General features: G+C 64.7%; 14 protein-coding genes. 9 read left to right on the top strand and 5 right to left on the bottom strand.

Annotated features, from left to right (window positions below):
* Window positions 1-45: 45 nt before the first annotated feature.
* The 8 genes from CH271_RS08600 to CH271_RS08635 all read left to right on the top strand — a co-directional run bounded on the left by CH271_RS08600 (window position 46) and on the right by CH271_RS08635 (window position 8,164).
* Window positions 46-873, top strand: a complete 828-nt coding sequence (locus tag CH271_RS08600; protein ID WP_037193887.1) for an IclR family transcriptional regulator — start codon at window positions 46-48, stop codon at window positions 871-873.
* A gap of 139 nt (window positions 874-1,012) precedes the next feature.
* Window positions 1,013-1,549 (top strand): flavin reductase family protein, encoded by a 537-nt coding sequence (locus CH271_RS08605; RefSeq protein ID WP_094633387.1) that lies wholly within the window; start codon window positions 1,013-1,015, stop codon window positions 1,547-1,549.
* A complete protein-coding gene (locus tag CH271_RS08610) occupies window positions 1,546-2,484 on the top strand; it encodes a fumarylacetoacetate hydrolase family protein (protein WP_094633388.1) in 939 nt (312 codons plus the stop codon). Before CH271_RS08605 ends, CH271_RS08610 begins: the two co-directional genes overlap by 4 nt.
* 7 nt (window positions 2,485-2,491) lie before the next feature.
* Complete coding sequence (locus tag CH271_RS08615; protein ID WP_094633389.1) at window positions 2,492-3,286, top strand: hypothetical protein; 795 nt, start codon at window positions 2,492-2,494, stop codon at window positions 3,284-3,286.
* Window positions 3,287-3,312: 26 nt separating this feature from the next.
* Window positions 3,313-4,269, top strand: a complete 957-nt coding sequence (locus CH271_RS08620; RefSeq protein WP_179274703.1) for a helix-turn-helix domain-containing protein — start codon at window positions 3,313-3,315, stop codon at window positions 4,267-4,269.
* Window positions 4,270-4,398: 129 nt separating this feature from the next.
* Entirely contained in the window at window positions 4,399-6,186 is a 1,788-nt protein-coding gene (locus CH271_RS08625) for an FAD-dependent oxidoreductase (RefSeq protein ID WP_094633391.1), read from the top strand.
* Entirely contained in the window at window positions 6,183-7,259 is a 1,077-nt protein-coding gene (locus CH271_RS08630; RefSeq protein WP_094633392.1) for a maleylacetate reductase, read from the top strand. The genes CH271_RS08625 and CH271_RS08630 overlap by 4 nt, the downstream gene beginning before the upstream one ends.
* Window positions 7,260-7,267: 8 nt before the next feature.
* Window positions 7,268-8,164, top strand: coding sequence for a dioxygenase family protein (locus CH271_RS08635; RefSeq protein WP_037193899.1), 897 nt, complete (start codon window positions 7,268-7,270; stop codon window positions 8,162-8,164).
* 14 nt (window positions 8,165-8,178) lie between these two features.
* On the opposite strand, the gene CH271_RS08640 is transcribed toward CH271_RS08635, so the two are convergent.
* Genes CH271_RS08640 through CH271_RS08660 form a run of 5 tightly spaced genes read right to left on the bottom strand, consistent with a single transcriptional unit; the run spans window position 8,179 to window position 11,587 of the window.
* Window positions 8,179-8,802: a TetR/AcrR family transcriptional regulator gene (locus CH271_RS08640; RefSeq protein ID WP_037193901.1), complete on the bottom strand. Its 624-nt coding sequence runs from the start codon at window positions 8,800-8,802 to the stop codon at window positions 8,179-8,181.
* Window positions 8,803-8,812: 10 nt separating this feature from the next.
* The gene (locus tag CH271_RS08645) at window positions 8,813-10,033 is read right to left on the bottom strand and encodes an NAD(P)/FAD-dependent oxidoreductase (protein WP_094633393.1); all 1,221 of its coding nucleotides are present in this window, start codon (window positions 10,031-10,033) and stop codon (window positions 8,813-8,815) included.
* Window positions 10,030-10,203: a rubredoxin gene (locus CH271_RS08650; RefSeq protein ID WP_027495558.1), complete on the bottom strand. Its 174-nt coding sequence runs from the start codon at window positions 10,201-10,203 to the stop codon at window positions 10,030-10,032. Before CH271_RS08650 ends, CH271_RS08645 begins: the two co-directional genes overlap by 4 nt.
* Complete coding sequence (locus tag CH271_RS08655) at window positions 10,200-10,364, bottom strand: rubredoxin (RefSeq protein ID WP_037193905.1); 165 nt, start codon at window positions 10,362-10,364, stop codon at window positions 10,200-10,202. The genes CH271_RS08650 and CH271_RS08655 overlap by 4 nt, the downstream gene beginning before the upstream one ends.
* Complete coding sequence (locus CH271_RS08660) at window positions 10,364-11,587, bottom strand: alkane 1-monooxygenase (protein ID WP_094633394.1); 1,224 nt, start codon at window positions 11,585-11,587, stop codon at window positions 10,364-10,366. The genes CH271_RS08655 and CH271_RS08660 overlap by 1 nt, the downstream gene beginning before the upstream one ends.
* A 458-nt stretch (window positions 11,588-12,045) precedes the next feature.
* Here CH271_RS08660 and CH271_RS08665 point away from each other — a divergent pair, with 458 nt between their 5' ends.
* Window positions 12,046-13,875 (top strand): DUF4012 domain-containing protein, encoded by a 1,830-nt coding sequence (locus CH271_RS08665; protein ID WP_094633395.1) that lies wholly within the window; start codon window positions 12,046-12,048, stop codon window positions 13,873-13,875.
* Window positions 13,876-13,886: the final 11 nt, after the last annotated feature.

Raw genomic sequence — 13,886 nt, forward strand, 5'->3', positions numbered from 1 at the left:
GTGGCGACCGGGATGACTAGTAAGCTCACGTCCCATGGAGGCTTTGTGAACGAGCGCGAGAACCGAGACGCCGGCCATGTGCGTGCGGTGTCCCGGGCCACCCGCATCGTCACGGCGTTGGCCGAGCACCCGTACCCGCTGGGTATCGTCGAACTCGCCCAGTTCGTTCACCTGTCGCCGGCCAGCGTGCACCGCATCCTCGGCACTCTCGTCAGTGTCGGTTGGGTGGAACAGAATTCGCGTACCGCGAAGTACCGGCTCGGAATGCACGCCATCGGCATCGGCAGCGTCGGAATGGTCACCAATCCGGTACTGCACGACGCGCGGATGTACCTGTCGCGTCTGGCGGAATGGTCCGGCCACGATGCCGTTCTGAGCACCCTCGTCGGGGTCAAGGCCGTTCAGCTCTCGCGCGTAGCGGGAGCGCACACCGAGTTCATCGAATTCGAGCCCGGGCACCCGCAGCCCGCGTACGCCATGGCCGACGGCAAGCTTCTGTTGTCGTACATGCCGTACGAGCAACGTCGCAATCTCTACGAGAACGACGGACTGCGGCGGTTCACGCCCAACACGATCACCGACCCGGATGCCATGGAAGCGGAGTTCTCGCGCATCCAGGAACAGGGTTACGCCGTCGACAACTTCGAACGGTTCGATACCGGGCGCGGAATCGCGGCCCCGGTCCTCGACGCCGATCGACGGCCCATCGCAGCGATGCTGTGCCTGGGCAAGATCGAGCCCGATCGTGATGCGGAGATCATTCAGCAGCTGCTCTCGTTGGCACGGGAGATGTCGGAACGGCTGCGCGCCGCGGGAGATCTGCCGGCGTCCGCTCTCGATATCGCAATGCCCGAGACCGACTCGGGTCACTGATTTCCCCGAAACCTTTCTGACGCAAAGGCGTCCGCTGCACTCCGTCCTTCCCGAGGGTTGACGGCAGTGTTCGACGTCACGTAAAGTCGGTTGAAATAAGATTCCATTAGACGGAATCAAAACCCGAATGGACTGTCTCATGGCGACGTCGACCACCGAAACACCCGCCGCAGTGGATGCGGGAATGCTCTTCCGAAAAGTATTGGGCCACTTGCCTACCGGCGTTGTCGTCATTGCGTCGGATGGCCCATCCGGTCGGACCGGGATCGCGGTGAACTCGTTCACGGCGGTCTCACTCGACCCGGCACTCGTCTCGATCTGCGTAGCGCGCACCTCGACCACCTGGCCGGCCATCAGAGCGGCAGGCCGGTTCTGCATCAGCATTCTCGCCGACCATCACGAACAGGCGTCACGCCAGTTCTCGGCACGCAACACCGATCGTTTCGCAGGCACGAGCTGGCACGACCAGTCGGCTGGCCCGGCCCTGGACGACGCGGTGGCCTGGCTCAACTGCGAGATGTACGCCGAATACGCGGCAGGCGATCACACGATCGTCGTGGCCCGAGTACACAGTCTCAGCGCGGCCGAGGACGGCAGCGCTCTGGTCTTCTTCCGCGGCCGGTACGGACGTTTCGTCCCCAACCCCCAACCCCCAACGAAAGGTGCAACACCATGAAGCTTCTCTTCTTCGACGATTTCAAACTCGGAGCCCTCCACGGCGGCAACGTGATCGACCTCAGTGGCGAAGTCAAGGACATCCCGGCGGCGCATCCGCAGGACGTCATCCGCGGCGTCATCGAGGGCTGGGCCACCTACCGCGAACGCCTCGAAGCCGCAGTGGCCGCAGGTGACGGAATTCCGTTGAGCGCAGTACGCATTCGTCCGCCGATCCCTCGGCCGTCGAACATCGACTGCATGGCGCGCAACTACATGGAGAACGGCACCCTGCCCGAGCGGCCACCGATCAACGGATTCGCGAAGTCTCCCAACTCGATCATCGGACACGGCGACACCATGGTGTTGCCCGACGTCGCAGCAACGATCTTCGAGGGCGAGGCGGAGCTGGCCATCATCATCGGCAAGCGCGCGCACAACGTCTCGGCAGCCGATGCATACGACCACATCTTCGGCTACACCAACCTGATCGACGGATCTGCACGCGGAATCCCGCCGCGGGAGAACGCTTTCTACCAGATGAAGTCGCGGGAGACCTTCTGCCCGATCGGCCCGTACCTGGTGACCGCCGACGAGGTGCCGAACCCGCAGAACATGCCGGTCACGCTGTGGAACAACGAAGAGATCAAGCAGGAGTTCGACACCGACGACATGGCGTACAGCATCGCCGAGTCCGTCGAGTTCGTCTCGCACATGCACGCCCTCGAACCCGGCGACATCATCGCCACCGGAACCAATCACCGTGGACTGCATGCCTTTCAGGACGGCGACCGCATCGACTTGCAAGTGGGCGACCTCGGCCGGCTCAGTGTCACCATCAGCGACGAGCTGCATCGCACCTGGGGACGTCAGACGCGCCAGGAATGGACCGAAGCGGGAAACAAGGGTCGGACTCCGCCTCAGCTGAGCGGACGCTACGCCCCCACCGCCGAATGACCGCCCGATGAAAGTGCTTCGCGTGCACGAGACTCTCGGCGATTCCGACACGTACGGAGGAATCGACGCGGGCGATGCCTTCCTTCCGCACCGCGACTCACGCGTCAAGGGTCCGGCGAATGTCGTTCCGGCAACGGCCTTCTGGCTCACCCGAGCCCGGATGGCCGACGTCCCCGCCCCCACCTCGCTCGGGTCGCACGCCGTTGTGGTGCTCTCGGGCGAGGTGCGGATGGACGTACGCGACCGCAGCCCGGCTGTGCTGACCGCCGGAGACCTGGTGTTCGCGAACGTCGCCAGTCCCGAGACCCTGACGATGACCTGGGACGGCTTCGCGTGGTTGCTCTACCTCGCGCTGGACGACTGGCTGCCCGAAGCAGGCGACAACGAAGCCCGACCCGACCCGGCGATCCGACAGGGCCGGCCGTCGCTGACGTGGATCTACGACGACGGCGGAACCTCACGGACCGAGCCGCTGCGCTGGCCGAGCGATCTGGCTCCGGTACCGCCGGTCGAACAGTGGCCCCGCTCGCTCGGAGCATTCGTCACCCGCCGCGATTACGGCGAGGACGGGTACGTTCCCGGCGTGTGGCACAACGGCCCGCGACCGCAGTTGGGCGTCACGCTCAACGGCAGGGCCGAGAACGAGACCGGGGACGGAACGGTGACCTCGCCGGTGGCAGGCGACATCGCCTACATCGACGACGTGACCGGAGCAGGCCACGTCACGCGCGGTCTCGGTGATCGGTGGATGCTGTTCGTTACAGTCGATCCGGAACACCTGCGTTTCGTACCGGAGAAGTAAGTCCCTCGCCGAGGAGGAGGCCCGACGTGCCGATCGCTGCGTCACCCGTGAAGTTCTCCACCGTCGGGCTTCCCTCCGTCGAGCGAATACAACGGTGGGAGGGACACAACTCCGAGGTGCTCATCGGACTGAGATGCCGCAGCCTCGAAGGCGGGTCCCTCGAGGCCACCGAAACCAACGTCCAGGTCGGATCGGTCGGCCTGGCCCGCGTCGTCGGAACCTCCCATGTCGTCGAGCGAGATGCCGAGCTGATTCGGCGGCGGCCGTCGGACTCGGTGGTCCTGTACTTCAGCCTGGTCGGCGATGCGTTCTTCTACTCGGAGGACGGAGTGCGCACTGTCGGCCCCGGCCAGGTACTGCTGTGCGACGCCGACAGAGCCTTCATGCGCGGGTTCTCGCACGGCCTCGAGGAACTCGTCGTCAAGATCCCGCGCGGCATCTACTCCGACGTCACCGGCGAGGACTCGCTCGCGGCCCCGAGGGTCTTCGACTTCTCGGCGAACGGCAACGTGCACGCCGCCGCCCTCGCAGCTCGGGTCAGCCGGGCAATTCGCGCAGACGGGCCCACACCACTGGACGAGCGAACCATCCTCGAACTGGTCTCCGTCCTGACCGGTGGAACGCGCAGCGACGTCGGTGCGGCGCATCGCGCGTCTGCCCGCTCCTACATCGAGCGCCGTCTGACCGACGCGTCGTTGTCTGCCACCGACGTGTCCGACGCCATCGGCATCAGCGCCCGGCACCTGTCCCGAGTCTTCGCCGCCGACGGCACCAGCGTGCCCAAGTACATCCTCGAGCGACGCCTCGCCCGTGCACACACGGTGCTCACCTCGCCGTCGGGACGCTCGACGTCGATTGCCGAGATCGCCGCCTCCTGCGGATTCTCCTCTGCCGCTTACTTTTCCAGTGCCTTCTCGGCGCGGTTCGGAGCCAGAGCATCGGACGTTCGACGCGACGCCGTGGTGCTGCGGTCGGGGCACTAGTTTCGCAATTGCGCCACCGTTGTCGATTTGCGCCGAGATGACCGCGATCGATGGCCACCCCCGGTGTGATGCAGGACACTGGGTTGCAAGACCCGAGATCAACGTCGGGCGCAACGAAGGGTGTGTTCCATGCCGGTGTTCGACGACGGCCAGAAGGCCACAGAGCTGCCCGATTCCTCGGTGGTCGAGACCGACGTTCTCATCGTCGGCTCGGGGCCGGCCGGTGGATCCGCAGCACTGCTGCTGTCCACTCTCGGAATCCCCAACATCATGATCACCAAGTACCGCTGGACGGCCAACACTCCACGCGCTCACATCACCAACCAGCGCACCATGGAGGTCTTCCGCGACGTCGGTATCGCAGACCAGGTGCTGGCCGACGCCACCGAGCACGGGCTCGTCGGAGACACCGTGTTCTGCACCTCGATCGCGGGCGAGGAGATCGGTCGCATCCGCACGTGGGGTACCGGGGCCGACCGCGAAGCGGACTACCAGCTCGCCTCGCCGTGCCTGACCGTCGACATTCCCCAGACGTACCTCGAGCCCATCCTGGTGAAGAACGCGACGATGCGGGGAACCCAGGCCCAGTTCTCCACCGAATACCTCTCGCACGTCCAGGATGCCGACGGGGTCAGCGTCTCGGTGGTCGATCGACTCACCGGACACCGCTACACGATCCGTGCCAAGTACCTGATCGGCGCGGACGGGGCGCGTTCCAAGGTGGCCGCGGACATCGACCTTCCGCTCGAGGGCGCGATGGACATCGCCGGGTCGATGAACATCACCTTCAAGGCCGACATCGCCGAGTACGTCGGACACCGACCGTCGGTGCTGTACTGGGTGATTCAGCCCGGATCCAACGTCGGCGGTATCGGTGCCGGTTTGGTTCGCATGGTCCGGCCGTGGAACGAGTGGCTCGTGGTCTGGGGATTCGATATCGCACAGCCACCGCCGGTGGTAAACGAGGCGGCCGCCATCGAGATCGTTCGCAGCCTGCTTGGCATGCCGGAGCTCGACGTCGAGATCACCGGAACATCGTTGTGGGGCAACAACGAAATGTACGCCACGCACCTGCAGAAGGGCCGGGTGTTCTGCGCGGGCGACGCCATCCACCGACATCCGCCGAGCAACGGTCTCGGCTCGAACACCTCGATCCAGGACTCCTACAATCTCGCGTGGAAGATCGCCGCGGTGCTGAAGGGTCAGGCAGGCGAAGCGTTGCTCGATACCTACACCGCCGAGCGTGCCCCGGTGGCCGAGCGAATCGTCAAGCGTGCCAACCGCTCCGGTCGTGAGTTCGCAGACCTGTTCCACGCCCTCGGGGTCACCGACGCCAAGACCGAGGAGGAGATGGTCGAACGCATCGAAGAGCGTAAGGCCAACACGCCTGCGGGCGCGGCGAAGCGGGCCGCGCTGGTGAAGGCGATGGAGATCAAGAACTACGAGTTCAACGCCCATGGAGTCGAATTGGGGCAGTTCTACACGTCCTCGGCCGTCGTGTCCGACGGGGTTCTGCCCGAGGCGGTACGAGACCCGGACCTGTACTACCAGGTCTCCACAGTGCCGGGATCGCACCTGCCGCACGCCTGGGTGGGTGACAACATGCACAAGTTCGCGATGATGGATCTCGCGCCCTACGACCGCTTCACGCTCATCACAGGAGTGGCCGGATCGGATTGGGAGTCGGCGGCGGACAAGATCGGTCACGAACTGGGTGTGGCCGTCGAGGTCGTTGTCATCGGGCCCGGACGCGATGTCACCGACCTGTACTTCGACTGGTCTCGGCTCCGTGAGGTGACCGAGAGCGGTGCATTGTTGGTGCGCCCCGACAAGCACATCTGCTGGCGTGCACACGAACTCGCGGCAGACCCCGAGGACGCCCTGCGGCAGGCATTGACGGCGGTCCTGTCGCGATGACCTACGACTTCGCCTACGAGGCGAACCCGATGCGGGTGCGATTCGGCGCGGGCTCGCTGTCGGCTCTGGCCGACGAGCTCGATCACCTCGGTCTGCGGCGCGTCCTCGTTCTCTGCTCGCCGAGCCAGAAGGGCACAGCCGAACGTATTGCCTCGATGCTCGGAGACCGATGTGTGGGCGTGCGGGCCGACGCCGTGATGCACGTGCCGTCGGAGGTGGCGAAAAGATCCAGCGCCGAAGCCCTTTCCCTCGGGGCCGACGGCTGCATCACCGTCGGCGGCGGCTCCTCGATCGGCCTCGGCAAGGCCATCGCCCTCGTACACGGGCTGCCGATCGTCGCGGTTCCCACCACGTACGCCGGATCGGAGATGACCCCGGTGTGGGGTCTGACGACCGACGGACGCAAGGAAACAGGTCGCGACATCAGGGTGCTGCCGCGCAGCGTCGTCTACGACCCCGAGCTGACGACCGGCCTTCCGGTCGACATCTCCGTCACGAGTGGAATCAACGCCGTGGCGCACGCCGTCGAAGCGTTGTATGCACCCGACATCAGCCCCATCGCCGCGCTGATGGCCGAGGACGGGGTGCGCGCGCTCGCATCGGCGCTCCCCGCGATCGTGGCCGATCACCTCGATCCACAGGCGCGCAGCGACGCCCTCTACGGTGCCTGGTTGTGCGGTGCCACTCTCGGTGCCACCACGATGTCGTTGCACCACAAGCTGTGTCACTCTCTCGGCGGTACCTTGAACCTGCCGCACGCTCCGACCCACACCGTGGTGTTGCCGCACGTGTTGGCCTTCAATCAGTCGGCTGCACCGGGCGCAGTGACGGCGCTCTCGCGTGCGCTTCCCGGTTCCGGGGACCCGGCAACCCGGTTGTGGGAGCTCTGTCGCGGACTCGGAGCGCCACGCTCTCTGGCCGAATTGGGTATGAAGGAGAGGGACATCGACCGAATCGCCGACGACGTGACGAGCAGATCGTACGGAAACCCGCGGCCCGTCACCCGTGAGGCCGCCACCGCCATTCTGCACGCAGCGTGGGCCGGCGACCCGCCGACCGACATCGGACAGTGAGAGAGACCATGACCGAGCAGACCATGACCGGACAAGCGCAGGATGCCGTCGAAGAGCGGTTGGTGGAGAACGTACTTCGATCGTTCGACGACTGCACCGACCCCCGGTTGAAGCAGGTGATGACCTCGCTGGTGCACCACCTGCACGGGTTCATCCGCGATGTGCGACTGACCGAACAGGAATGGAACACCGCCATCGGCTTCCTGACCGAGGTCGGTCACATCACCGACGACCGCCGTCAGGAGTTCATTCTGCTCTCCGACGTCCTCGGGGCGTCGATGCAGACGATCAACGTGAACAACCCCGCCTACGAGGACGCGACCGAGGCGACCGTGTTCGGCCCGTTCTTCGTCGACGACGCGCCGCGTATCGAGAACGGTGGTGATGCATCGGGAGGTGCTGCAGGACAACCGTGCTGGGTCGAGGGAACCGTGCGCGACACCGCAGGCACACCGATCCCCGGAGCGCGCCTCGAAATCTGGGAAGCCGACGAGGACGGGTTCTACGACGTTCAGTACGACGACGCACGCGTCGGCGGTCGAGCGCATCTCTACAGCGACGACGACGGGAACTATCGATTCTGGGCGCTGACTCCGACTCCGTATCCGATTCCGCACGACGGGCCGGTCGGACGAATGCTCACCGCGACCGGTCGCTCACCGATGCGGGCATCGCACCTGCACTTCATGGTGACGGCACCGGGGATGCGCACGTTGGTGACACACATCTTCGTCAGCGGCGACGAACTGCTGGGCAGCGACACCGTGTTCGGAGTGAAGGAATCCCTGATCAAGGACTTCGTCGAGCAGCCGTCGGGAACACCGACTCCGGACGGTCGCGACGTCGGCGACAAGACCTGGGCCAGAGCCGACTTCGACATCGTGCTCGCACCGGCCGACGTCTGAGGGTGCCGGTTGGCTCAGGTCCGGCCTGAGGTGATCGAATCGACGAACGGCGTCAGCAGCAGCGCAAAATCATCTGCAGCAGCCGCAATGTCGTGCGGGGGCTCGGGGATGTAGCTCAATGCCAGACGCACGATCGCCCTGCTGATGACGTCTGCCTGCCGTGGGCTCGCACCGACCCATCCGCGTTGGAAGGTGTTCGCGAGTCGGTCTCCCGCGCGCTCGATCAGTACGGCACTGTCGGTGGTGATCAGGCGGAGCAGATCCTCGGGGGCGTCGCCACCGTGCAGTGATCGCACGAGAGGATCCAGTGCGCTCAGCTGGAAGAACGACGAGAAACCCTGGCGCAGGGCAGCGCCGGCATCGTCGGGATGCTCGTACAGCGCGGTTTCGCACAGGTCGACGAATATGTCCGTCAATCTGATGGCGTAGCCCTGTGCGACGCCGCGTCGTGAACCGAACTCGTTGTACAGGCTCTGTCTGCTCAGGCCTGCCGCCTTCGCGATGTGACTCATCGTGACGTTGCGCCAGTTGCGCTCGTGCAACAACTCGCGCAACGCATCGAGCGCGGTATCGCGCGCAAGAGTGGACGCGGCTTCACGGTATCGACCGGGGGTCGACGTCTGTTCGGCTGCGGGCATGAACACGACTCTATCGAACGACCGCATGGGGTTGATCCAGCCAATCCTCTCCGAGGAGATCCCGATCGATGGGGTCTCCGCTCGCGATGAGGGATCTGATCTGCCTGATGTCCTTCGGGAAACCCACGCCGATGGCCCCGACGAGCTTCTCGTCACGCAGCGCACATGCCGTGAAGCGGCGGTCGGCGATGGTGCCGCGAACCACGACGTACTCGTCGTCGACGCCGGTCCACCCAGCGAACTGCAGGTTGACGCCGTGCTGAGTCGACCACCCCCACGGCACATCGAGATTGCCGACATCGAGACCGAGAATGGACCGTGCCGCCCGAGTTGCCTGATCGACGGCACCGTTCCAGTGCTCACTCCGATAGGTGCCGCCGAGAATCGTGTTGGGGACCTCCGCGACGTCGCCCGCGGCGTAGATGTTCGGTGTCGAGGTACGCATCTCCGCGTCGACCAGGACTCCGGAACGAATGTCGAGGCCGTGTTCGGCTGCCAGCTCGACATTGGGTACCGAACCTGCCGACACCAGGACGGTGCCGGCCGACCAACTGCGTCCGTCCTGTGCGACGGCACGAAGGGTGCCGTCGTTCTGCTTGTCGAGACTCGTCACGGTGACGTCGGTGTGCATCGTTATACCGTTGTCTGCGTGTAGGTCTCGGTACATCTGCGAGATCTCCGCCGGAGCGATGCGACTCAGCGGAGCCGATGCTGCCTCCAGCACCGTCACCTCGGCCCCGAGCGACCGCGCAGCCGCAGCCGCAGCCGCCTCGCATCCGATCAATCCGCCGCCGATCACCAGCAGCGATCCGGTGCGGAGGATGTCGGCATGCAGTGGTGCGACATCGGCGGAGGTGCGCAGGGTGAACACGTGCGCAGTACCCGGCAGATCGAGTTGCCGAGCCCGAGAACCCGTTGCCAACAGCAAGGCGTCGTACGGGACCGAGTCACCGTCGTCGAGCAGCACGGCTGAGTCGGTGATGGCGACAGCTGTGACGCCCGTCCGGACGTCGACACCCTCGATGGCTGCACCCAACCGGACCTGATCGACCGATTTGGTGCCCAGCAGCAGCTCCTTGGAGACCGCCGGGCGACGGTAGGTGGCCTCCTGCTCGCTTCCGATCTGCGTGATGGATCCCGTGAAGCCCTCGGCGCGTAGCACTTTGGCGGCGGTGTACCCGGTGGCGCCGGTGCCGACGATCACGACGTCAGCGGGTTGCCGAGCAGTCACCCGCGCTCGACCTCGACCATCTCGAAATCGGCCTTGGCAGCACCACAATCGGGGCACGACCAGTCGTCGGGGATGTCGTCCCAGCGCGTGCCCGGCTCGATCCCGTCCTCGGGCCAGCCCAGTTCCTCGTCGTACTCGAATCCACATTGAACGCAGCGGTAGAGCTTCATGCCTTACTCCTGAAGTCGATTTTCTCGCGGACACCGCAGTCGGGGCACGGCCAGTCGTCGGGTACCTCGGACCATGCGGTGCCGGCCGGAAAGCCCTCGCGTGGAGCGCCGTTGGTCTCGTCGTAGACGAACTCGCACACCGGGCACTCGAAGGCGGCCATCACTTGGCTCCGTGTGCGGCGAGGATCTTCTCTCGCTTGGACGGCTGGATGTTGACCTTCGTGATGTCACCGTCGTAGTGATCGAGAACGCGGTGGTCCATCACCTTGCGCCACACCGGCGGGAAGTACGCCAGCGAAATCATGCTCGCGTATCCACTCGGCAGATTGGGCGCACCGTCCATGCTGCGCAGGGTCTGGTAGCGGCGGGTGGGGTTGGCATGGTGATCACTGTGTCGCTGAAGGTGATACAGGAAGATGTTGGTGACGATGTGATCGGAGTTCCAGCTGTGCTCGGGAGTGCAGCGCTCGTAGCGGCCGTTCTCCTTCTTCTGACGCTGCAGGCCGTAGTGCTCGAGGTAGTTGACCGTCTCGAGCAGCGAGAATCCGTAGATGGCCTGAATCACCAGGAACGGCAGCACGATCGGACCGAACACTGCGACCAGCGCCGCGTAGAGGACGACGGACATCAGCCAGGCGTTGAGTACGTCGTTCTGAATGCTCCACGTGCTCTTGCCCAATCGCTCCATGCGCGTCTTCTCCAGCTCCCACGACGACTTCAGGCTGCCCCAGACGCTGCGGGGGAGGAAGGCCCAGAAGCTCTCGCCGAACTTCGAGCTCGCCGGATCCTCGGGGGTGGCGACGCGGACATGGTGGCCGCGGTTGTGCTCGATGTAGAAGTGGCCGTAGAAGGTCTGTGCCAGAGTGATTTTCGACAGCCAGCGCTCCAGGCTGTCCTTCTTGTGGCCGAGCTCGTGTGCAGTGTTGATGCCGACGCCGCCCATCACGCCGATGCTGATGGCGAGACCGATCTTCGAGATCAGGCCGAGCCCGCCGTCGATGCCGAGCCACGACAGGTTGTTCGCCGACCAGAGGTAGCAGGCGAACACCAGACTGGCGAGCTGGAACGGAATGTAGGCGTAGGTGCAGTAGCGGTAGTACTTGTCTTCCTCGAGTGCCTTCATCGCCTCGTCGGGAGGGTTGTCCCCGTCGGGCCCGAAGAACCGATCGAGAATCGGGAGCAATCCGTAGACCAGCAGCGCGCCGATCCACCACCAGACCGGAGCCACTGCGTTCCAGCCGAGCTGATTGAAAGCCCACACCAGGCCGGTCGCCAGGAACACCGCCGTCGGCGGAATCAGGCCCATCAGCCAGAGGTATCGCTTGCGGTCGTGCCACGCGTCGACCGGGGCCTGCGCCTGGTCGTCGACATTCGATGCGGTCATCGTCACTCCTCGTGTAAGGCCGATCACTGTGGATTGGACAATACACAAGATTTGTCAGGCTGTTGTACAAAATCAGAAATTTGTACAAACAATGTCTGGGACTGTGGCTGCGCCCACAGCACCACCGTTCGGACAGATCCAGCTGCTACCTTCCGACTCGTTGTGGCCGGTCACAAACGGCCGCAGCGCTCGCAGGTCCGTCTGTATCCCGTCGGGGGTACTTCACAACAGGAGTAGTTATGGACGCATTCATCGCCAAGATCATCGTCGACGTCATCCTCGGGCTCATCGGCAGCGGAAGCGCCGAGAGCGGCAGCACTGCAGTGAGTGCACTCATCGGATCCTGACGTCGAACGGCTGCGCCGGTGCAACACCGGCGCAGCCTGCCCGAGAGTCGTGTCGCGGTGAGAGGACGTCGTTTGTAGTCTTAGCCGCAACGAAAGGGCACCCATCCAGCCATGAGCTACGACAACGACTACCCGTACGGCGACCATCGCAGCTCTCGTAGTCGCAGCAGGCGTCGTCGTTCCAAGAAGAGAACCGGTCGACGCATCCTGCTCGGTTTCGGTGTGTTCGTCGTCGTAGCGCTCGGACTCGGTGCCTGGCTCGCCTACACCGCCAACACCGCGTACACCTACCTCGAGCAGGCTCGCGACTACGCCCAGTCGGCGAAAACCGCACTGCTGGCGGGGGATACGCAGAAGGCCGAGACCTCCGTGGACGACGCGGTGCGTACCTCGACCCACGCGAAGGACGCCACCGATTCGCTGATCTGGAAGGCAGCCGCAGCGATTCCGTACGTGGGTCAACCGCTGGATGTCGTCTCGCAGATCACCGACGTCGTCAACGGGCTGACCGTGGATGTGCTGACGCCGTCGGTCGAGGTGGGGGCCACACTCGATCCGAGTCAGCTCCGGGGACCCGACGGTGCCATCGACATCGCCGCCCTGCGCGACGCCTCGCCCGCGCTGTCTCAGGCGTCCGCCGCGGCCGACGTGCTCAACGCACAATCCCAGGCGATCGAAGAGCCGACGTTCGTCGCGCAGATCGGCGACGCTCGAATTCAGTTGCAGGATCAGACGCACGAGCTGACGACACTGTTGACCAACACCGACATCGCCGCGAAAGTGCTCCCCGCGATGCTCGGGGCCGACGGCCCACGCAGCTACTTCATGGCCTTCCAGACGCTGTCGGAATCTCGCGGAACCGGTGGCCTGATAGGCGGACTCGGCATCGTGCGTGCCGTCGACGGCAAGGTCGCGGTCGACTCGCTGGCCAGCAATGCCGAGCTCCGAATTCCCTACGACCCGATCGATCTCGGTCCGGACTTCTTCAACTTCTACGAGAGTCGCTTTCAGCCCACTCAGAATTGGCAGAACAGCAACGTCAGTCCGCACTTCCCGTACGCGGGGCAGATCTGGCAGTCGATGTGGGAGCAGGAAACTGGCGAACGTGTCGACGGCGCTCTGGCCACCGATCCCGTTGCCCTCGGCTACATCCTCGACGTCGTCGGCCCCATCACGATGGGCGACGGTGAGGTGATCGACGGATCGAACGTCGTCCAGATCACGCAGTCCGATGCGTACTTCCGCTTCGAGGACGACAACACCGCGCGCAAGGCGTACCTGCAGGACATCGCAGCCCGCGTGGTCGCAAAGATGCAGGGCAACATCGGATCTCCCAGCGCGCTGCTCGAAGCACTCGGCAAAGCGACCAGTGAAGGCCACATCGCCGTGTGGAGCGCCGACCCGGCTCTGCAATCGATCCTGGGACCGACCAAGATCGGCCACGAAGTTCCCGAGAGCCCCGACCCGTACGCCGCGGTGGTGGTGAACAACGGTGCTGGCGGCAAACTCGACTACTACCTGCAGCGCAAGGTCACCTACTCCGCACAGTCCTGCGACGGCCCGACGCGGACCACCCGCGTCGTCGCCGAGATCACCAACAACGCTCCGCAGCAGGACTACACCACCTACATCGCCGGCAGGCAGAACGAATCGACCCGATACGACGGACCTCCGGGAACCAACCGATCGGTGGTGGCGCTGTACGCAACTCAGGGCGCAACGTTGACCGATGCCACCATCAACGGAACCCCTCTGTTTCTGCTGACTGCTGCCGAACGGGGCCATCCGGTGTTCTACGTGCCCGTCGTCATCGAGCCGGGACAGACCAAGACCATCGAGTACAACCTCGTCGAACCGACCGTTGCAGGTGAGGCGCAGGCACCGGTGCAGCCGCAGTCGGTTCCGGCACCGACCGAGGTGGATTTCCCCGCCTGCAACTGATGCACCGTCGC

Origin of the sequence: Rhodococcus sp. 05-340-2 (genome assembly GCF_002258915.1) — a bacterium.
In the GTDB taxonomy this organism is placed as follows: domain Bacteria; phylum Actinomycetota; class Actinomycetes; order Mycobacteriales; family Mycobacteriaceae; genus Rhodococcoides.